This window comes from Vibrio sp. 1CM2L, assembly GCF_023161695.1.
Taxonomy (GTDB): Bacteria; Pseudomonadota; Gammaproteobacteria; order Enterobacterales; family Vibrionaceae; genus Vibrio; species Vibrio coralliirubri.
Map to the genome: position 1 here is coordinate 766,815 of NZ_JALNTT010000003.1, position 21,772 is coordinate 788,586.

At 40.6% G+C, this 21,772-nt stretch carries 17 protein-coding genes; 16 read left to right on the top strand and 1 reads right to left on the bottom strand.

Annotated features, from left to right (window positions below; all coding sequences use genetic code 11):
- The first annotated feature begins 466 nt into the window (after positions 1 to 466).
- From MSG34_RS13490 to MSG34_RS13505, 4 genes are all read left to right on the top strand, one after another.
- Complete coding sequence (locus tag MSG34_RS13490; RefSeq protein ID WP_248337879.1) at positions 467 to 1,372, top strand: LysR family transcriptional regulator; 906 nt, start codon at positions 467 to 469, stop codon at positions 1,370 to 1,372.
- Positions 1,373 to 1,662: 290 nt separating this feature from the next.
- Positions 1,663 to 2,625, top strand: coding sequence for a CDF family Co(II)/Ni(II) efflux transporter DmeF (gene dmeF, locus MSG34_RS13495; protein ID WP_248337881.1), 963 nt, complete (start codon positions 1,663 to 1,665; stop codon positions 2,623 to 2,625).
- Positions 2,603 to 3,019 (top strand): MarR family transcriptional regulator, encoded by a 417-nt coding sequence (locus tag MSG34_RS13500; protein ID WP_017059185.1) that lies wholly within the window; start codon positions 2,603 to 2,605, stop codon positions 3,017 to 3,019. Before dmeF ends, MSG34_RS13500 begins: the two co-directional genes overlap by 23 nt.
- 618 nt (positions 3,020 to 3,637) lie before the next feature.
- The gene (locus MSG34_RS13505; protein ID WP_248338190.1) at positions 3,638 to 5,362 is read left to right on the top strand and encodes a methyl-accepting chemotaxis protein; all 1,725 of its coding nucleotides are present in this window, start codon (positions 3,638 to 3,640) and stop codon (positions 5,360 to 5,362) included.
- Positions 5,363 to 5,505: 143 nt separating this feature from the next.
- Here the strand turns inward: MSG34_RS13505 and MSG34_RS13510 are convergent, their stop codons facing one another.
- Positions 5,506 to 5,745, bottom strand: coding sequence for a PAS factor family protein (locus tag MSG34_RS13510; RefSeq protein ID WP_004733935.1), 240 nt, complete (start codon positions 5,743 to 5,745; stop codon positions 5,506 to 5,508).
- A gap of 445 nt (positions 5,746 to 6,190) precedes the next feature.
- On the opposite strand from MSG34_RS13510, the gene MSG34_RS13515 reads away from it, so the two are divergent.
- From MSG34_RS13515 to gmd, 12 genes are all read left to right on the top strand, one after another.
- Entirely contained in the window at positions 6,191 to 7,612 is a 1,422-nt protein-coding gene (locus tag MSG34_RS13515) for an undecaprenyl-phosphate glucose phosphotransferase (protein WP_248337882.1), read from the top strand.
- Between the two features lie 144 nt (positions 7,613 to 7,756).
- Entirely contained in the window at positions 7,757 to 8,341 is a 585-nt protein-coding gene (locus MSG34_RS13520) for a polysaccharide biosynthesis/export family protein (RefSeq protein WP_050645240.1), read from the top strand.
- A 115-nt stretch (positions 8,342 to 8,456) separates the two neighbouring features.
- Positions 8,457 to 10,697 carry a polysaccharide biosynthesis tyrosine autokinase gene (locus tag MSG34_RS13525; protein ID WP_248337884.1) on the top strand — a complete coding sequence of 747 codons (2,241 nt, stop codon included), beginning with the start codon at positions 8,457 to 8,459 and terminating at the stop codon, positions 10,695 to 10,697.
- 1,318 nt (positions 10,698 to 12,015) lie between these two features.
- Complete coding sequence (cysD, locus tag MSG34_RS13530) at positions 12,016 to 12,933, top strand: sulfate adenylyltransferase subunit CysD (RefSeq protein ID WP_248337886.1); 918 nt, start codon at positions 12,016 to 12,018, stop codon at positions 12,931 to 12,933.
- On the top strand, positions 12,933 to 14,354 hold the full coding sequence (cysN, locus tag MSG34_RS13535; RefSeq protein ID WP_248337888.1) for a sulfate adenylyltransferase subunit CysN: 1,422 nt from the start codon (positions 12,933 to 12,935) through the stop codon (positions 14,352 to 14,354). The genes cysD and cysN overlap by 1 nt, the downstream gene beginning before the upstream one ends.
- Entirely contained in the window at positions 14,354 to 14,782 is a 429-nt protein-coding gene (locus MSG34_RS13540) for a hypothetical protein (RefSeq protein WP_248337891.1), read from the top strand. The genes cysN and MSG34_RS13540 overlap by 1 nt, the downstream gene beginning before the upstream one ends.
- Positions 14,775 to 15,809 carry a polysaccharide pyruvyl transferase family protein gene (locus MSG34_RS13545; RefSeq protein ID WP_248338192.1) on the top strand — a complete coding sequence of 345 codons (1,035 nt, stop codon included), beginning with the start codon at positions 14,775 to 14,777 and terminating at the stop codon, positions 15,807 to 15,809. The genes MSG34_RS13540 and MSG34_RS13545 overlap by 8 nt, the downstream gene beginning before the upstream one ends.
- A gap of 162 nt (positions 15,810 to 15,971) precedes the next feature.
- Positions 15,972 to 17,117, top strand: coding sequence for a hypothetical protein (locus MSG34_RS13550; protein WP_248337893.1), 1,146 nt, complete (start codon positions 15,972 to 15,974; stop codon positions 17,115 to 17,117).
- Positions 17,101 to 17,745: a sulfotransferase family 2 domain-containing protein gene (locus MSG34_RS13555; RefSeq protein WP_248337895.1), complete on the top strand. Its 645-nt coding sequence runs from the start codon at positions 17,101 to 17,103 to the stop codon at positions 17,743 to 17,745. Before MSG34_RS13550 ends, MSG34_RS13555 begins: the two co-directional genes overlap by 17 nt.
- Positions 17,746 to 17,786: 41 nt before the next feature.
- The gene (locus MSG34_RS24195) at positions 17,787 to 19,361 is read left to right on the top strand and encodes a glycosyltransferase (protein WP_282449706.1); all 1,575 of its coding nucleotides are present in this window, start codon (positions 17,787 to 17,789) and stop codon (positions 19,359 to 19,361) included.
- Positions 19,362 to 19,364: 3 nt separating this feature from the next.
- Complete coding sequence (locus tag MSG34_RS13570) at positions 19,365 to 20,597, top strand: glycosyltransferase WbuB (protein WP_248337897.1); 1,233 nt, start codon at positions 19,365 to 19,367, stop codon at positions 20,595 to 20,597.
- Positions 20,598 to 20,659: 62 nt separating this feature from the next.
- On the top strand, positions 20,660 to 21,772 hold the full coding sequence (gene gmd, locus MSG34_RS13575; RefSeq protein ID WP_248337899.1) for a GDP-mannose 4,6-dehydratase: 1,113 nt from the start codon (positions 20,660 to 20,662) through the stop codon (positions 21,770 to 21,772).

Consider the following 21,772-nt stretch of genomic DNA (forward strand, 5'->3'; position numbering starts at 1 on the left):
CTGCAGGGAATGACGATATGGGGGTATTCCTCAATTTAATGAACGACGATAATTAGTAGAGAAACGTCAAAACAACCGTCATTCCAGAACCGAGGAACGAGGTATCTGGAATCTCAAACCACAAACGCGATTCCCTATCGCGTTCGTTCCTCAATGTAGAGAATGACGATGTGAGGGTATTCCTCACTGTAGGGAATGACAGGGTGGGGTGTAATTCGTCATAGAGAGAGACGCGATTGCAATACCTTGCAACTGGAAGTGACGAACCTAACGTCGACTCGATTTCTTGGCGTCATTCCAGAACCGAGGAACGAGGTATCAGGAATCTCAAACCACAAGCGAGATTCCCTATCACGTTCGTTCTTCACAGTAGGGAATGACGATGTGAGGATATTCCGCACTGAAGGGAGTGACGGAAGGGCATTCTTCATTTTTAGTGGATGAAATAAGTGACACGAGAGAGAACATGATGCTCGATATTAATTTGTTGAAGACGTTTGTGACGCTTGCGGAGTACAAGCATTTCGGGAAAGCGGCCATTGCATTGCATATGACACAACCCAATGTGAGTTTGCACCTAAAACAACTAGAACAACAAACACGCATAAAGTTGATTGAGCGAAGCCCATTTCAATTGACTCAAGCGGGTGAACGGCTATTGGAAACAAGCCAAAGAACGTTACTTGAACTTCAGGTTTGTCAGGCCGATCTCAATGCCATTAACGACCTTAAAGTAGGGACATTAACCATTGCTGTGAGTGACATCATTTCTCGATTCTTGCTAATTCGCCCGTTCCAGAAGTTCAAAGCGCAGTATCCCGGTATTGACCTTACGCTCTTGAATACCACCTCATCTCAGGCATCGAGTTTAGTTAAAAATGCTCAGGCAGATATTGGTTTTGTTATCGCCAAAGAACAGCACAACGAGTCCTTGTATTTCACTAAGCTGCAAGAGCTTTCTTGGTGTGCGCTTGGCGATGGGTTTGATATCCAAGACTCTGATAGTTTGCTAAAAAGTGATATCAGGGATACTGATGCAGAGCTCACTTTGATTTTATTAGGCCATGATACGAGAACCCGCGACTTCATTGATGAAGGTTTACCGAGCCTTAATCTACCAAGTTATAGGGTGATGGAAGTAGGGAGTGTTGACGCTCAAATCGATTGGGCAGAAGCGGGTTTTGGCGTGGCGATTGTCCCTGAATTCGCGGTATCAACGAAGCATCACTTGAACTCAACAGTGACACCATTGACCAACTTCTCGAGCACCAGCCTTGGTTATATTGTTCGGCAGAACCAAGTCTTGTCGAAAGCAACCAAGCAGTTGTTAGGGTGGGTGAATGATGAGATTACTCTGTTGCAAAACAAATAAATACAATTATTAAGTTTGATTCAATTAGCCCACCTCGCGTGGGCTTTTTTGTCCCTGGAAAGCCTCGTTTTTACTGAATCAATAAGCGCTGGAACAATCTAGAGCGCACCATCAACTATTCGTCCCGCAAATCATAGTTTCAAAATTCATCGTTGACAAAGTTTGATAATCAAACTAAATTTCAACTAATTACTTTGATAGTCAAATTACTTGTCAATCAAAGGGATTTTATTAACAACGATAATCTAACCACAATTATCTAACCACAAATACAAGCTAAGGACGCCATTTTGAGTTTTCCAACACGTCACCAACACAACTTTTCTTCATATAACAGCCAAGGTGAGAAACGCACGTTCTATGTCCTGTTATTGACCGTCGTTACCATGGTTGTTGAGATCGTTGCGGGCACTATTTACGGCTCGATGGCATTGCTTGCCGATGGTTGGCACATGGGGACGCACGCCGCAGCGTTTGGTATCACTTTATTTGCATACCGATATGCGAAGAAACATGCCGAGAGCGAGCGTTTCTCTTTCGGTACTGGCAAAGTCAGCGTGTTAGGGGGTTACACCAGCGCGATTGCATTGGGGATTGTGGCATTACTGATGCTGGTGGAATCAGTGCATCGTTTGTTTAACCCACAAGCGATTCAGTTCAATGAAGCGATCATCGTTGCTTGTATTGGTTTAACTGTGAATGTGGTGAGTATGTTTTTACTTGGCGATCACCATCATGATCACGGACACGAGCATGGCCATTCACATAGCCATGATCACGACAGCGACCATGGTCATAAACATGGTGAGCACCATCATGACCACAACCTACGCGCAGCCTACATGCATGTGTTGGCGGATACTCTAACTTCGCTGCTTGCGATTGTTGCACTGCTATTCGGTAAGTTTTACGGTTGGAACTGGTTAGATGCAGCAATGGGAATGGTTGGCGCATTCGTGATTGCTAAGTGGACGATGAACCTTATGAAACAAACCAGCCCAATCCTACTTGATGAGAATATCGACCAAGATTATCGCGACTCAGTGACCGAAACCTTAACGCCTTATGCGTCGGTCACCGATTTCCATATGTGGAAGGTGAGTGGGCATCACTATTCAGCGGCGATTACTCTTGAATCAAACAGTGATAAAACCGTCTCTGAATATAAACAAATGCTCGCCAAGTTTGATAAGATTAATCATCTTACTCTTGAAGTGCATTCAAACGACCATGCGAAATATAGAACAGCTTAACCAAATACTGACTGAGTTCTACGATAAAATGTCTTCGTGGGAGCAGTCTGTTGTCAAAGAGACGGGTTACTCCCTGGCTCAAGTACACACCATTGAAGTACTTGGTATGCATGGCGCGTTAAGAATGAAAGAGCTCGCTGAAAAGTTGGGCATCACCACGGGTACACTTACCGTTCAAATCGAAAAGCTGGTTAAAGCTGAATTGATTGAACGCCATGAACACCCAACGGACCGTCGTGCAATTGTGGTGGCATTAACTGATGAAGGTCAGAAGATCCACGTCCACCATAACCAGCTTCACTTGAATTTGGTTAATGAGCTGACGCAAGACATCGAAGAAGACGAGAAAGCGGTGTTATTGAAGTGCCTAACCAAGATGGTGAAAGCGTTTTAGTCAGCCTTAAGTTCGCAGCCTAACTTATTAGCCGTAAAGCGATTGATTAAGAAATCCAAAAATGGACCTGACTCGACTTGAGTAGGTCCATTTTTTTCGCCATTTACGCTTGACTGTACAATCACCAATCGATGGATTCACCGTTTAAAAAACAAGTCAAAATCTCCAATATTGGTCTTCATTTTTGTTCCTCTGATGAGCCAAAAAAGCGTCATTTCTAACCATTAGGTCAATAATAGTCCAAAGTGTTTTAATTCAAAGCCTTACATAGCAAGGTGTTCAAGCCCTCACACTCCGTCAAATAGCTGTCTCTCACTTTTATCAATCAACTAATGTACATGTAATAAATTTGTGTTATTGATAAAATTAACTTTAGTTGGCTGCTTCATTTGCTGTTTAAATGCAATTGAGAACGTCATAGCTAGTGGACTTAGAAGCCACAGTTTTAGACGCTCATTATCGATATAAAAACCATAACAATAATCAGGTCGCGCAAGTTGGATATCCATTCTTTGATGCGATTTATTTAGATACTCATAGTTAATTTAGTAAAGACGAGCCACGTATATGAATATAAAGAAAAAGCTCTATTCGTTGGGGATGTTCTCCATCTTCGGCATGATTTCACTGCTGTTTACCACATCACAATTTGCAGACACCACCGCTCAAATGAGCGAAGCCAAACAAATTACCAAAGAACTTGAAGTGCGCTTGCTCAACCTTCGCCGTAACGAGAAAGATTTCTTACTGCGTAGTGATATGAAATACCTCGACAAGTTCGACGTAAACTACAATAAATTCTTAGCGTCGGAATCTGAGCTAGATACAGTGCTCAGTGATTTAGGTTTAGCCAACAGTACACACCTACGTGAAGACATCGAAACCTACCACACCAGCTTTGTTAACCTAGTAAAAGCGAGCGAAGTCTATGGGCTAGCACGCGACAAAGGCCTGCTAGGCGAGTTTCATGTTTCGCTCGATAACATCAGTGCGACAGCCAGTGCGGAACAAAAAATTGAACTTTACCTGTTCAATGACTTAATTGAGAAGGGGGAGTTTGACCCGAGTGTTCTTTCTATAACTTCGAATATGGGTAGTTCAGCTGCTTTGATTGACGCTGCTCGCCAAGTGGTTGAGCAAAAGCGCGTGATCGGTTTGAAGCATAACGAAGGTCTGCTAGGCGAAACGCGCTCTGGCTCACACGTTATCGAGACGCAGTTTAAAGAGTTCTCGGCGGTGTTAGACCAACAAACGCAGCAAGAGATGGACAAACTATCGCTGATCAACAACATCCTTTGCGTCACATTGCTTGTGTCGATCATTCTGTTCAGCTGGTTAATCGTCCGTTCTATCATTGGTAAAATTGAGTCCCTGTTATCGGTTATCCGTAATATCGTTAATTCAAACGACGTGTCTATTCGTTCTCACCTAGATGGTAAAGACGAACTCAGCACGCTCGGTCAATACTTCAACCAACTGCTTGACCAACTTGAAGGGCTTATCGCGGCCTCTCAATCTAAATCACTGCAACTGACACAAAGCACATCAAACATGCATGATGAGCTAGAGTCAGTAATCAAACAGTTTGAAGTTCAAGCAAATCACACCTCTACAATGACAACGTCAGTTCAAGAGATGGTACTCACCATTGGTGAAATCTCAGAAAGCACATCAGTTGCGGCTGAAGGTGTTCATCAAGCAAAAGTGAATGCCGATAAAGGCCGTGAAGTGGTGGTTGAAACCATCAGCAACATCACCCAGTTGTCTGAACGTCTTTCAAGCAGCCAAGATTCGATTAGCTCACTGAACCATCATGTTGACCAAATCGGTGATGCAGTAAACATCATCCAAGGCATTGCAGAACAAACAAATCTATTGGCATTGAACGCAGCGATTGAAGCAGCACGTGCGGGTGAACAAGGTCGTGGCTTTGCTGTGGTTGCAGATGAAGTACGCGCACTAGCAAGCAGAACGCATCAATCGACCACAGAAATAACCTCAGTGGTGAGTGCAATTCAAAGCCAGATGCAGGCGTCGATGACAGAGATTGGCGAGTGTAATCAACAAGGCCAACTAACACTGAAAGATTCGGAAGAGCTGGATGCAAGCTTGCAACTTATCTTGAGCGATATGGAAAGCATCCAAGGTAATTCAGAACGTATTGCCTCAGCGATTGAAGAGCAGGGCGCAGTAATGGCGCAAGTGAGCGACTCAATCACTGAGCTGAATACTATCTCGAATGACAACAACGCTTCGGCGCAGCATTGTTTAGTTGAAGTGGACAAGGTAGCAGAACAAGCGAACGATATGGACCAAGCAGTCGCGCAGTTCAAGACTTCGTAAACATTCAGAAAACACTAAACCAAAGGCGCGGATCATCTGCGCCTTTTTTGTGCCTAAAATTCAACTAGATAAATGACGAGAATAAAAAAACGGCCCGATCTGGGGGAAGATCTGGGCCGTTATATTACGTATTTAAAGGGGAATTACTTATTTCGGCCTTCCAGCACATCCAGTGCCAGTTCAACCGCTTTATCAATATTGTCGCATCCCGCTAACTTACCTGAGCTGATAGGACCAAGCACATTAGCGTATAACGAGAGCTGCTTGTTAAATGGCAGGCTCAACTGCTCATATAAACGCTGGCGAATCTCGGCATGTTGCTCAGGAGCGTGAGCAGCAAGGCTTTTCAAAGTGTCATAAACAAGAGTGGTGGTAGTGTTCATTCGTCTCTTTATCATTAAGTGGGAGGCGCTTATTTTATAATCTTTTCGTATTCGTTTACTGTGATATAAGTCATACAATATTATCAATGTTTTAAGGGAAGCCTAATACTGGTTTCAAAGCGGACCCTTAGATCGCGGTCTTTTCTACACTTTCAAACTATTGCGTACCAAGTACAAATAATATCTTTACAGCGTACCAAATACGCATTAATATTTCAGCCAATTATAAAGTGTCTAAGTAGGAGTGAAATTAAGTTTACTCCCCACTGACCGAAAGGAAGAAAGTAAGCAACGGCAACTGCGCTTCTGTATTAGTCATGATAAACAAGTAGTAGAGCAGTAATCACAGCCTGAATCATCAGTGAATCAGGTGCTACTAAAAGCAACAGTTGTTCGACTAATCACTTTCAAAATTAATGGCTTATAACAAACTGGCTTTGAAACAATGATTTCAAAAGAATACCAAGTACAGAATGGTGAGTACGAAAGTGTAGTCGCTCATAAGATGCTGGATTTGCTCATTATCGTCGCGACATTAACGGGCGCAAGTTGGCTTTATATTGGTAACGTATCAAAGGATTACGTCACCCTTGCAAGCTTAGGTTGTGTACTTCACTTGTTGTTCGCACAAGTTTTTGAGCTTTATCGAAACCAAGACTTCACAACAACGTTTCAAAAAATTCAGAGACTGACCTTGTGTTGGGGAATGACGATTCTTGTCATTCTAATGATCGCTTTTTTTGCGAAGCGTTCGGAAGACCATTCACGTGTAGTTATCGCGATTTGGTCTATGGCTGTACCTTATTTCATGATATCGGCAAGGGCACTGGAACGATTTACTAAAACAGGCATGTTTGCTCAAGGTCAGTATAGAAATAAAGCCATCGTCATCGGAGCGACGCAAACGGGTTATCACATGGCCGGAGCGCTAGATCAAAAAGGTTCAATTTTAACATTTGAAGGTATTTACGATGACGCAGAAAAGAACATTAACCAACCAACAACGACTTCGTCTAATGGAGCTGTGGCTTATCCAGTCAAAGGCAATATTGAACAAGCACTGGTTTTAGCAAAATCGAGACAGCTAAAACATGTGTTCATTGCGTTACACCCGTTAGGAAGCCAAAAAACAAAAGCTTTGGTTGATCGTTTTTCTGATTCAAACGCCCGTGTATACGTGGTGCCAAACTTACAAACGTTTAATCTCGTGCAATCTCGTTGGAGAACCATTAACGGTGTCGCGACTGTAAGTGTGCACGATACGCCGTTTAACAGCGTAAGAAGCAGCATCAAGCGTATGGAAGATATTGTTTTTTCGACGCTTATTTTGGCGATGATATCGCCGGTATTGTTAGCCGTTGCCATCGGCGTGACGCTAAGTTCGCCAGGCCCAGTGATCTTTAAGCAAAAACGCTATGGTCTAGATGGAGAAGAAATTCTGATTTGGAAATTTCGTTCAATGAGCACACAAGATAACGGTGCCGTGGTGAAACAAGCAACGAAGAATGACCCTCGAGTCACTAAATTTGGTGCATTCATCCGTAGAACATCGCTTGATGAATTACCCCAATTTATCAATGTGTTGCAAGGGCGAATGTCGATCGTTGGCCCTCGTCCCCATGCGGTCGCACACAATGAGGAATACCGTCAAATTGTAGGTAGATACATGCTTCGTCACAACGTGAAACCGGGGATAACTGGCTTGGCGCAAGTAAGTGGTTATCGAGGTGAAACCGACACGTTAGACAAAATGGAAAAACGTGTGGAATACGATTTGAAATACATTCGAACTTGGTCGCTTTGGTTAGATATTAAAATCATCGTGATGACGGTATTCAAAGGCTTTGTAGGCAAAGCAGCTTACTGATCGCCCTAACAAAATGCGACAAGCGTAAACGCGAGTCACCGAATAAAGAGTCACTGACCTTTCAACATCAGGTCGACTTGCTTACTCAATTACTGATTCACGAATGAAAAACGATTACCAATGACAAACAATAAGAGCAAACATATGTTTAAAAAGCTACTTGGTTCATTGATTGTGATGTTAACCCTGTTCACATCAGCAGTTAGCAATGCAAAGCCAGCACCAATTCTTTACACATTAACAGCGGGCGATACCATCAGTATCACCGTATATGGCGAAGAAAACCTTTCAATTGAAGAGCTAAAAATCGATAACCGCGAAACAGTTGATTACCCGTACCTAGGGAGAATTAAGCTAGGTGGTAAAACACTAGAGCAACTTCAATTAGAAATCACTGATGGATTGAAAGGTAACGTGCTAATCAATCCTAAAGTTAATGTTTCGATCGTCCAATATCGAAATATTTACGTAAACGGCTTAGTGAATAAACCGGGCGGTTACGAATATGAACCAGCACTAACTGTACAAGAAGCAATCTCGTTGGCTGGTGGCGTATTAACGAAATACCGCCGTAGCGCAAAGGTTTACCTAACGTCAGCAGGTGAATACGAAGGTTACACTTCTGAACAGTTAACAAAAGCGTTTGAAAGCGATACTGAAAATGAAGTTGCGCTTTATCAAAAGATACAGCCGGGTGACACACTGCATGTTATTGGTTCGTTCTGGTAAACGTGAATATTTTTTAGCTGTGAGTTAATAACTCACTTAGTGAAACCGACGGCTTTAGACTTTTAGCCAGAGTCTGACAATTACCCATTTAAATCTATTGAGAATACAACTCGCTATGCAATTGCTCTCTAAAGAAAATAATACGAACAGTGAAGAGATCATCGATCTCGGAAAGTATTTCCAGCTTATCAAACAAAGCTGGTTGAAGATCACCATGTTTACTTTGGTTATCACTATTTTAACGACGCTAGTGGTGTTCGCACTAACGCCAAAATACGTAGCGACTGCAACGCTATTGATTGAATCGAAGCAAAAGAAAGCCGTTTCAATTGAAGAAGTGGTTGGCATCGATTCAAATCAAAAAGAGTATTATCTAACTCAATTTGAGATCTTAAAGTCGAACCAAATCGCTGAGCGTGTGATCGACAAGCTAGGTTTAACTAATAAGCTAGAATTCAACTCGTCATTGGACCCAGAGTTGTCGCTGAAGGAACAACTTGTAGATTCAGTGAAATCTCTACCTGTGTTTGACGCGTATCGTGACAATACACCAATAACCGAAGAAGATGCTCAAGAAGCAATTCGCCAGTCGGTACTGGATGCATTTAAAGAGCGTTTAACGATTGAACCAATTCGAAAAACTCAGTTAGTTAACATCAGCTTTGAATCGGAAGACCCAAAGCTAGCAGCTGTAATTGCTAATGCCATAGGTGAGGAATACATCAACCTAAACTTAGAAGCGAGTTTAGGTGCAACGCAACAAGCATCACACTGGATCACCAGCCGACTAACAGAACTAAAAGAACAACTGTCGGGCTCTGAAACGGCTCTAACGGACTTTCTTGCTAAAGAAAAACTGGTTGATGACAGTGGTGTAGAGGGCGGCATTGATGCACAAGCTCGCTCGACAATCAGTAGCTTAACCACACGTTTAACAGAGATTACAGATAGAAGAATTGAGATTGAATCTTCTTACAGCACATTAAGAGCGGCACAAGGTAAAACTCAAGAAGCGTTTATTACTATCCCACTTGTGTCTAAGCACCCTCAAGTTCTGGCGCTAAAAGAGCAAAAGATCTTAGCCGATAAAGAGCTCAGCAAATTAGCGAAACGCTATGGTCCAGCTCATGAAGATATGAAGGCTGCGAATGCAAAGGTGCGTTCTTTAGATAACCAAATAAGATCAGTGGTAAAAGAGCTGGTTAATGGCATTGACCAAGAGCTTAAATCGGTAGTGCAACAAGAGCGCTTACTAAAAGCAGAGCTGAAATCCAATAAAGATGCTTACCAGACTATTTCAGTTAAAAAGCGTCAATTTGAAGCGTTAAAGCGTGAAGTAAAAACTAACCGTGACGTATTCAACTTGTTCCTGTCGCGTCAAAAAGAGACTTCAGCAACCAGTGACTTTGCAGCAGAAAGTGCACGCTTTACTGACTACGCGATGATCCCACAAAAAGCCGCTGCGCCGAAGAAAGGGTTAATCATTGCGCTTTCATTCGTAGCAAGCTTTGGCTTTGCCGTTGTGATGGTGTTCCTGTTAGACGCACTGCGTAACACCGTTGAATCAGTAAAAACGTTCGAAGATCGCTTTGGTTTAATCCCATTGGGTGGCTTACCAAAAGTATCAATGAAGAAATACAAAAAGAAAGCGTTAGACAAAGCACTGTATTTTGAGAAAGAAGCTAACTCTTTCAGCGAATCAGTTCGTTCTATTCGTACTGCATTGACGTTATCAAAAATGCAATCAAACAGTAAGCGACTAGCGATTACCTCTTCATTACCGGGCGAAGGTAAAACTACAACGTCTATCAACCTAGCGATGGCGTATGCACAAGTAGAACGTACATTGCTTATCGATGCGGATTTACGTAAACCAGCAGTAGCAGAGCGTTTTGGTTTGAAGAAGTTTCAGCAGGGTATTACTAACCACTTGTTAATGGGCGACGCATTAGAAAACTGCTTATACAAAGATGAGAAGTCAGGCCTAACGATTTTACCTGCAGGTATGTTAACGCCAAACCCACAAGAGCTTTTAACATCAGAAGCATTCGCTAAAATGTTAGACCAGTTAGATGAGCAATTCGACCGTGTAATCATCGATACGCCACCAACATTACCTGTCGCAGACAGCCTAGTAATAAGCCGTTTGGTGGGCTCAATTACCGTTGTGGTAAAAGCTAACAGCACACGCCTTGCAAGTGTAAGAAACACGCTAGGCCGCTTTATGACACACAACATAAAGATAGACGGCATCGTGATTAACCAAGTCACTGAAAAAGCGTTAAAGAACGAGTATGGCTATGGTGGTTACTACGGAAGCTATGGTGACAACCACCTAGCGAAGCAACCCGTTTAACTAAGCAACGTAGTTCAAGTAACACCGCAGTGAAAGGCCAAGTTGGAAACAGCTTGGCCTTTTTAGATCTGTACAACTGAATTCATTTAGTAATAAAAACAGCGTGTTGTCTTGATATTTACAATCAATCACACAACCATAACAACAAAAAGTACCAGATACGCAATAAAGCCTTTACAGCGTACTAAATACGCAATAAAATCACACCCCATAAAGTGATGGCTAAAAAACTGGTCTGAATGAAGCCCATTAGCTTTAATCGTTATGACGACCAAGTTAGCTAAAAACACAAAGCCAAACAACGAAAAATTAGAAAATTGATAGCAGATTAGGGGCTGAATCCTAAGGGCGGTAGCGTATCAAAAGTAACCTTATTATGCAGGAATCGTCATCCCCCTTAGCGAGGAAAGACAGCACACACGTAATTCCTCAGAGTGACGAACGACTACATTACGTCACTCCCCATAACGAGGAACGACAACATACGTCATTCCCTACAGTGAGGAACGAACGTGATAGGGAATCTCTCTTTTGGTTTAGAGATCCTCAACTCAGTCGTTCCTCCTTCTCGAGGATGACGGTGGTTAGCGCCACGACCTGTTCGTCATTCCAATAGTGACGAACCAGAACAAACGCGCGGTTCCAAATAATGAGGAACGACAAGATACGTGTCCTTCCCTATAAAGAAGAACGCCACACACGTCATTCCCTACAACGAGGAACGAGCGTGATAGGGAATCTCGCTTTGGGTTTGAGACCGCCGAATCAGTCATGCCCACAGCGAGCAATGACAACACGTCGCTCCCCATAACGAGGGACGCCAACACCGTCATTCCCTACAGCGAGGAACGAGCGTGATAGGGAATCTTGCTTTTGGGTTTGAGATCCCCAATTCAGTCATGCCCACAGCAAGCAATGACAACACACGTCACTCTCGATAGTGAGGAACGACAACACACACGTCATTCCCTACAGTGAGGAACGAACGTGATAGGGAATCTCGCTTTTGGTTGAGAGGTCCCCAATTCAGTCATGCCCACAGCAAGCAATGACAACATACGTCACTTTTGATAGTGAGGAACGACAACAAACACGTCATTCCCTACAGCGAGGAACGAGCGTGATAGGGAATCTCGTTTTTGGGTTTGAGATCCCCGAATCAGTCATGCCTGCAGCGAGCAACGATAACATACACGTCATTCCCTAAAGCGAGGGACGAGCGTAATAGGGAATCTGCTTTTAGCACCTCCCCTTGAATTCAATATTCGTACTTAATACTTAAATTAAGGGCGGCAACACCAAAGGCAATAACAACGTCATGACAGTCTTAGATAGCACCAAAAGAACACACCTTAAGCAGTTAGAAGCGGAATCGATCCACATCATCCGTGAAGTAGCCGCTGAGTTTGATAATCCAGTAATGCTCTACTCAGTAGGTAAAGACTCAGCAGTAATGCTGCACCTTGCTCGTAAAGCATTTGCACCTGGGAAGCCTCCGTTCCCACTAATGCACGTAGACACAAACTGGAAGTTCAAAGAGATGATCCAGTTCCGTGACCAAATGGCTGAAAAAGTAGGTATGGACCTGATTGTTCACCAAAACCCAGAAGGCATCGAAATGGGTATCAACCCATTCGTTCACGGTAGCTCAAAGCACACCGACATCATGAAAACTCAGGGCCTTAAACAAGCACTGGACAAATACGGCTTTGATGCAGCATTCGGTGGCGCACGCCGCGACGAAGAAAAATCGCGTGCTAAAGAACGCGTGTACTCATTCCGTGACAAAAACCACCGTTGGGATCCAAAAAACCAGCGCCCAGAACTTTGGAATGTCTACAACGGTAAAGTCGACAAAGGCGAGTCTATCCGTGTATTCCCGCTATCAAACTGGACTGAGCTAGACATCTGGCAATACATCTACCTAGAAAGCATCGAAATTGTACCTTTGTACCTTTCTGAAAAACGCCCAGTGGTAGAACGTGACGGTTTGTTAATCATGGTTGACGACGAACGTATGCCAATTGAAGAACACGAAGAAGTGCAACAGAAAATGGTCCGTTTTCGCACACTTGGTTGTTACCCACTAACCGGTGCTGTGGAATCAGAAGCGACAACACTACAAGAAATTATTCAAGAGATGCTGTTAACCACCACATCAGAACGTCAAGGCCGCGCTATCGACCACGATTCGTCTGGCTCGATGGAAAAGAAAAAACGTGAGGGATACTTCTAATGAGCCATGCATCAGACTTAATCGCATCAGACATTGAAGCGTACCTAAAGCAACACGAAAACAAAGACCTAATGCGCTTCATTACTTGTGGCTCAGTGGACGATGGTAAGTCAACCCTTATCGGCCGTTTGTTGTTTGACTCAAAGTTGATCTACGAAGACCAAATGGCAGCCATCGAAAAAGACTCCCAAAAGTTCAACACCACAGACAAAGAGTTTGACTTAGCACTATTAGTAGACGGCTTACAAAGCGAACGAGAGCAGGGCATTACGATTGATGTCGCTTATCGCTATTTTTCTACCGATAAGCGTAAGTTCATTATTGCGGATACCCCAGGGCACGAGCAATACACACGCAACATGGCAACTGGGGCCTCTACGTGTGACCTAGCGATTGTAATGGTAGACGCACGCCACGGTATTCAAACTCAAACGCGTCGTCACAGTTACATTTGTTCTTTGCTGGGTATCAAGCACATTATTGTTGCCATCAACAAAATGGATTTAATGGAGTTCAGCCAAGAAGTATTCCAGAAGATTAAAGCCGATTACCGTGAAATGGCCAAAGAGCTAGACATTCAAGATCTACGTTTTGTTCCTATTTCGGCTCTAAACGGCGATAACGTAGTAACGCCAAGCACGCACATGGATTGGTACCCAGGTGCAACGCTAATGAAACTACTTGAAACGGTAAAGGTTGAGCAAGACAAAAACCTTGAAGACTTCCGTATGCCAGTACAATACGTAAATCGCCCGAACCTAGATTTTCGTGGTTTCTGCGGAACCATCGCTTCTGGGGTGGTTCGCTCGGGTGATGCGATCACTGCAATGCCATCAGGCAAACAAAGCACAGTGAAAAGTATTGTGACCTTCGAAGGTGAGTTGGAAAGTGCAATTTCAGGTGACGCGGTAACTATTACGCTAAATGACGAAATCGACGTAAGTCGTGGTGATGTTCTAGTACGCAGCAACAACCTCCCAACAGTCGGCGATAACGTACAAGCGAATATGGTTTGGATGTGCGAAGCACCGCTACAACCAAATAAAGAATACTTATTTAAGTTCGCAGCCAAAACAGTGAACGGACAAGTAAACAATATTATTCATGAAGTGGATGTAAATACACTGGCGCTGAAAGCTGAAAACAGTGAAACCAATAAATTAGTGCTTAATTCAATTGGCTTAGTGGAGCTTAGCCTAAACGAAGCTATTGCTGTTGATTTATATAAACAAATCAAACAAACCGGTGCGTTTGTAGTTATTGACCGAATGACCAATGTGACGGTTGGAGCGGGAATGGTTAGTAAGCTTGAAGCCGGCAGCGATCAACAGAAAACTACTACGTCTTATACTGAGGCTGAAATTGCGCTTAATGCTTACGTAAGAGTTCACTTCCCTGAGTGGAATTGTAAGGCTATCTAATGGGTAAGAAACTAAAGATGCCTATCGCTGGAACTGGTTACGTTAGCCTATCAAATGCGATGCTTCTAGCGCAACACAATGAAGTTGTTGCACTTGATATTGTTCAACAGAAAGTCGATATGTTGAGCGACAGAATCTCACCAATTCCTGACGCAGAAATTGAAGACTTTTTAGTAAATAAGACGCTTGATTTCTTTTCTACAACAGATAAGTCACTTGCGTATCGAGATGCCGATTTTGTTGTTATTGCAACACCTACTGACTATGACCCTGTACTTGAAGATAGTGAATTTTTTCATTCGAGAGTGATTACTGATTTGGAAAAATTTAAAGAAGTTTCGGATGTAATTGTAACTAATCGAATGGTTAAAAAACTGTATGTGGTTAAGAGTAAAGTATATACAAGGGGATTTTTTGGAAATGACTAATGAGATTTTTTATATATCATTGCGTACTCAATATGAAAATTTGGGTGACTTGTTGATCACCCGTTCAATAGTAGATATGCTAGCTAAACAAAAACGAAATATAATTTTAAATATAAGGGGAGTCCCCGATTGCTATATTGATTCGTTTTGCTATAAACCTCTACCCGATAATGTTAGTTTTACTGGTGAATTTATACCAGATTTCAAGGGGATTAAGTTTAAAAATTTGTTAGTTAATCCAGGGGGGTACTCTGGCATAAAGACGAAAAGATTGGCTTTTAAAAGGTTATTACAAACAATATATTTTGCTTTTTTTAAGTTAAAGGGTGCGAGAGTCATAAGAGAACCATATTCAATTTCAAACTCTGGAACAAGTTTATATAACAGAATTGATAGATTTAGAGATGTAATTTGTAGCGTAAATCTTGTCCGTGACAATAGTTCGTTAATAATTTCGGCAGGTAATTCAGTGTATTGTCCTGATCTGTGTTTTTATTTTTTTGACGAAAGAGATATGATATTCTCACAATTGTCTGAAGGGGGAAATAGAGATAAAATAACAATTTCACTAAGATATGATCGATTTTTCGGTAGCGATTTTAATATGGATAAATATTCAAATGATGGGTTTGAAATAAGTTATGTAAGTCAAGTTAATTTTGATGACGAATTAAACAATAGATTGGCAATTCAATCTAACACTACATGTTTGTTATATGATACCTCTTGCCCAAATACCATTTCTCAAATTACTGATTTGTATTCAAGATCAAAATATATAATATCAAACCGTTTACACGTCCTTTTACTTGGGATGATAAATGGAGCAATACCTTTAGCTATTGTCGATTATGAGAAAGATAGGAAAATAATTGATTTATTTGAAACTATTGGTTTGTCTGGTAATGTTTTTTCTTTAGATTCGATTGGAAATTTAGACCTGAATTCAATGAGTAATATAGATGTTAAAAGTATCTGCTTAGAGCAAAAAAAATTATTGATATCTATTTTTAAAAATATTCATTGAGGGGTTTACTTGATCTATATACACTTTATATTTTACTCATTCTATTTATTGTCATTTTTTTGTCGACGTAAACAATTAGTTGATTTTAATACAGGCTTGTTTTTATTCCTTTCAATTCAATATGGACCACATACATCTTTACTTTATGAAGATTATCTACGTTTGTCGTATGGCGTTTCGGGTGGTGTTAATGACTTATATGTTATTATTATTAGCTTTGTTTTTTTAATTTTTGCTTTTTTTAATCTTAAAGTTTGGGCTTTTGAAAATAGAGTTGATATATCAGATTGTATATCTATAAGCTGCAAGTTAAATTCAAGAATTTCGTTTATGTTCGTGGCTTTTGTAGTGATATCTTTAGCCCTGCAAAAAGGTGTTGGGATATCTTATGAGCATATTAAATATTTATTCGGCAGTAGTGCTTTCTCTTATACTGAAGTAAGAAGAGAGCTTTTCAGCGAAACAGGTTGGGCATCTTACTCCAATTTAATAAGATTCTCATTGGTACCAGTTGTTTTCTCAATGTTTTTCATGTCTTTTTTAATGGGTAATATTGGTAAGCTTAGAACTTTATTTTTTTGTTTTTCTCTGCTAGTTACTTGTGCAATTCAGTTGAATAAGTTTTTCTTTTTGTATTTTATTATGTTGATTTTTATATTAATTATAAATTTTAAATATAAAGAAGGGTTTGAAACTAATCGTGTGTTGAAATTAGTACCATTAGGATTTGTTTTTGTTATTGCATTTGGTTTTGGTGTTATGGAACTGTATAAATTTCAATATTCAAGTGTACTTATAGATGATGATTTTTTTATTTCAAATATTAAAGAAACTTTAATATTCAGAGTTTTCTTTGCTAGCAGTGATGCGCTACGTTTGTGGATTGATTATTTCTTATATGAATCATCACCGATTGGTATTGCCAGCGTAGGGAAAATTTGCTCTTTACTTGATCTTGATAAATGTTTAAATGTAAATGCGCATATACCATTTTATTATCATTCACGAGAACTTACTTCCATGCAAGTAGGATTTTTAGGAACAGCTTTATCGTTTGGTGGTTTATACGCAATACCGTTATTCATTACTATAGTTCTAATTATTATTACTTTCATTAACAAAATCTCCATCCTGCTATCTAAAGAATCAATGTTACTTTATATTACATTTAACTCGCAAATGTTTTTGAATGCATTTTTCATTACCACTAGAGAGCTGCATACAGCCGCACTATCTGGAGGTTTAGTTTTAGTTCCGCTAATTTATTTTTTATATTTACGCCGAGGTTTAAGTGTTAATTTCAGATAAAAAACAATTCTTATTCTATCATGTTTATAAAGTGGCAGGATCAAGTATTAGGAATAATTTATTACCTTATTCCAATAAGAAGCAAATTTTTAATCAAGCTATCTATCATTCTCTGAATGTTACTTTCGGGTTTAAAGCTAAAGATCCGTTGTCAAAATATCATCCATACCTCAAGGATGTAAGGGATCATTTAGGAGATAAATATTGGAAATATTATAAATTTTGTTTTGTAAGGGAACCTCTTGATTGGCAAAAGTCGCTTTACTTTTTCATGAAAAAAAATAACAACCATTTTCAACACAAGATAGTAAAAGATATGACATTTGATGATTACCTTTATTGGAGGTTGAATAATGATATCAAATTTCAGTCGGATTTTATTTTCGATGGTGATGTTAAACTCGTAGATGATATTTTTAAGTTTGAGTCATTGAAAGAAGATTTTAATTTGGTTTGTAATAGATTAAATATTGAATATGCTCTTAAGCACATGAATATGGCCGGGAATGGAAAAGCGATTGAGTTAAGGTTATCAACTCTGGAGTTGTTTATTGACAAGCATTTAGAAGAGTACAAATTGCTTGGTTATGATATTGAATTGGTAAGAGAACGAACTGTTCTTATTTGATTTTTATTTGTATTTTTTAAGTGTTAATTTTATGAGGTTATATGAAAGTTAAATATTTACTTCTTCAGACATCAATCGCTGACTATAGGCAAGAAGTTATTTCTCAATTGGAAAATAAATTGGCTGATGAGTTAACTATAGCTTGTGGTAACGAGTATTTTGAGTCCTCAACAATAACCAATGTCAGTTTTTCTCGTGAAGTCATCAATCTAAGGAATGTTTTCTTTCTAAATCGTAGATTTTTGATCCAAATAGGTGCATTTTGGCAATCAATCTTTTGCTCTAATGTTATATTGGAAATGAACCCCAGAATAGTAAACACTTGGTTGATTGCAATTGCTCGGAGACTCATGTTTAAACCAGTTGTTATGTGGGGGCATGCTTGGCCTAGAAGTGGAATTAACTCAAAAACAGACAGAGTTAGAAGTTTATTAAGAAGGCTTGCAACACAAATTGTTGTTTATACTGAGTCACAAAAAAATGAGCTATTAGAAAAGGAGCCCAGCAGTGAAGTAATTGTAGCTCCTAATTCTTTATATTCATGTTCCCAGATGAAACATACAGAAAATAGTTCTCGTAATAGTATTATCTATGTTGGTCGATTAGTAGAAAGGAAGAAAGTTGACTTTCTGTTACGTGCATTTTCGTCTTTGAAGGGAATCTATGATAATTTAGAATTGATAATTGTTGGTGACGGACCAGAAAAAGCTAGTTTAATAAAGTTAGCGGAAAATCTTAATATAGAAAGGTGTACAACTTTCGAAGGTCATATCAGTGACTTTGAACAACTAGAGGCTTTATATTCTAAAGCCATATTTTCTGTATCTCCAGGGTATGTAGGATTATCTATTACACAAAGCTTTGCTTTCGGTGTACCAATGATGGTCTCAAAAGACGAGCCACATAGCCCAGAGATTGAAGCATCTAAACCTAGATTAAATAGCTTAATGTTTGAATCTGACTCTATTCAAAGTTTTTGTGATGTCTTTACTCAATATATATCTAATGAATTTAGATTTGACTCTAATGAAATTGTGGCTGCTTGCCAGGTCGCATATTCAGCTAATGTAATGAGTGATAGGTTAGTTACAAGTCTTAAAATGGGAGTTGTATATAACCCCGATGCTGTGAAGAGTGATTTCGTCATTGCTATTCGTGGTTATATCAGGATTATTAGAAATGTCCTTTTAAAGATTAGATTAAAGAAACTAAAGTCACTGAAATTCGGTAGAAATGTTGCCTTCGGTCCCGAGGTGAAAGTATTTTCTTCAAGTATTTTTGAAGTCGGTAATAACTTCCGTGCTGGGAAAGGTTTTTTCGTTCAAACAGATTTCCGATCCGGAGATGATTGCCTCATTTCTAGTGATGTATCTATTGTTGGGCATGACCATGATTTGTATAACGAGAGGGAAAGTTTTTTTTGGAGTCTACGTAATAAGCCCGGGATAGTTACGCTCGAGGGGAATAATTTTGTTGGTTATAGAAGTACTATCATCGGGACTGTGACTATAGGTCATGGCTCTATTGTCGCAGCAGGCGCTGTGGTTGTTGATGATGTTCCTCCTAATGTAGTTGTTGCTGGTGTTCCGGCTAAAGTAATAAAAAATATAGGTTAATAGATGGATTTTAATATTTGTTTGATTAGCCTTAACTATTCACCTGAACTAACCGGTATCGGTAAGTATAACGGTGAAATGTGTGCTGACTTAGCTACACAAGGCCATTCAATATCTGTAGTTACTGCCCCCCCTTACTATCCAGAATGGAAAGTCCATAAAGATTTCACAAGTAAATTATTCAGGGAAGAACAGGTAAATGGTGTCAACATTCAACGCTGCCCTATATATGTTCCAGCTGAACCAACAACTTTAAAGCGTATCCTACACTTAGCGAGTTTCGCTGCTTCATCAGTTATTGGCTTAGTTAAAAGCAAAATGAGCAAGCCTGATGTGGTGATGCTTGTACAACCAACTTTGTTTTGTGCTCCATTTACTTTGTTGTATGCGAAGTGCGTTGGAGCTAAAACGATAATGCATGTTCAAGATTATGAAGTAGACGCTTTGTTTGGTCTCGGGATGATGAAAGGCGGGTTGCTACAAAAGTTTGTATGTGGTTGTGAAAGCTGGTTGATGAAGCGCTTTGACGCTGTTTCGACTATATCATATTCGATGATAGAAAACGCGAAGGCTAAAGGTGTAGATGCAGGCAAGATTATCTATTTTCCGAATTGGTCCGATACTTCATTTGTAACCCCAAATACCGATGGTTCAGTGTTAAAGAGGCAATGGGGCTTTGGTAAAAATGACAAAGTCGTACTCTACTCTGGGAATATAGGTAAAAAACAGGGTTTAGAGGTTGTTGTAGAAGCTGCTAAAAAATTCCAAGACGATGAAAGTGTTAAGTTCGTTTTGGTCGGTTCGGGTAGCTACGTAGAGGAGCTTAAAGCGATATCTAAAGCGGCAGGGGTAGATAATGTTTATTTCAAACCGTTACAACCTTGGGAGCGTGTACCGCAAATGCTCGCTTTAGCTGATGTTCATTTGGTTGTACAAAAGAAGGGAGCTGCCGATGCAGTGCTTCCATCTAAACTTACTAACATCCTTTCTGCTGGCGGGCATGCGTTAGTAACTGCGGAAGCGCATACTGAACTAGGCAAGATCGAATTGGAACACCCGAAGATTTATCACCGAGTAGAGCCAGAAAATACGGGAGCATTTATTGATGGCCTGAGTGAGCTCCTCGCTAGAGACACTCAATCGTATAACAATATAGCTCGTGCTTACGCAGAAGCTAACTTGGACAAGCAAGCGATACTGAAGCGATTCTGCTCAGATTTAGAATCGATTGTATAAAACATTGACATAAATTTTTTTGAAATTAATATGTACTAAGTACGCATTATGTGAGTTTAATCATGACAATCCCAAAAGCATTAATTACAGGAATCACTGGCCAGGACGGCTCTTACCTAGCAGAGCTTCTAATAGATAAGGGTTATGAAGTACACGGCCTTATTCGCCGTTCTTCGTCTTACAACACTGGTCGTATTGACCACTTGTTGAACCAAGGTGCAAACATCAAGCTTCATTACGGTGATCTCTCTGATTCTGCAAATTTGATTCGTTTGGTCAGTGAAATTCAACCGGATGAGATTTATAACCTAGGCGCAATGTCTCATGTCGCGGTGTCTTTCGAGTCTCCTGAATACGTAGCCGACGTGGATGGCATGGGTACACTGCGTTTGCTAGAGGCGATTCGTATCAATGGCTTGGAAAAGAAAACCCGCTTTTACCAAGCGTCTACTTCAGAATTGTATGGTGAGGTTCGTGAAATCCCACAGCGTGAAACCACGCCTTTTTACCCTCGCTCGCCTTATGCAGTCGCTAAAATGTATGCGTTCTGGATGGTAGTGAACTATCGTGAATCTTACGGTATGCACGCGAGCAATGGTATCTTGTTTAACCATGAGTCGCCACGCCGTGGGGAAACTTTCGTAACTCGTAAAATCACTCGTGCTATTGCTAACATCTCCTTGGGTATCGAATCTTGTTTAGAACTAGGTAATATGGATGCACTACGCGATTGGGGCCATGCAAAAGACTATGTTCGTATGCAATGGATGATGTTGCAGCAAGATGTGGCAGAAGATTTTGTTATAGCAACTGGTAAGCAGATCTCGGTTCGTGAATTTGTTCGGTTATCAGCAAAAGAAGCAGGTATCGAATTGGAATTTACAGGTGAAGGCATCAAGGAAATTGCGACCGTCGTCGGTATTGACTCTTCTAAGTCGCCGGCAGTGAGCGTGGGTGATGTGATCGTTAAGGTTAACCCTAAGTTCTTCCGTCCTGCAGAAGTAGAGACCCTACTGGGCGACCCAAGCAAAGCAAAAGAAAAGCTAGGTTGGATTCCGGAAATTACAGTAGAGCAGATGTGTTCTGAAATGGTCGGTGAAGATATTAAAAAAGCTAAGCAACATGCATTGCTAAAAGAGCATGGCTTTGATGTTTCAATGTCTTTAGAGAGCTAA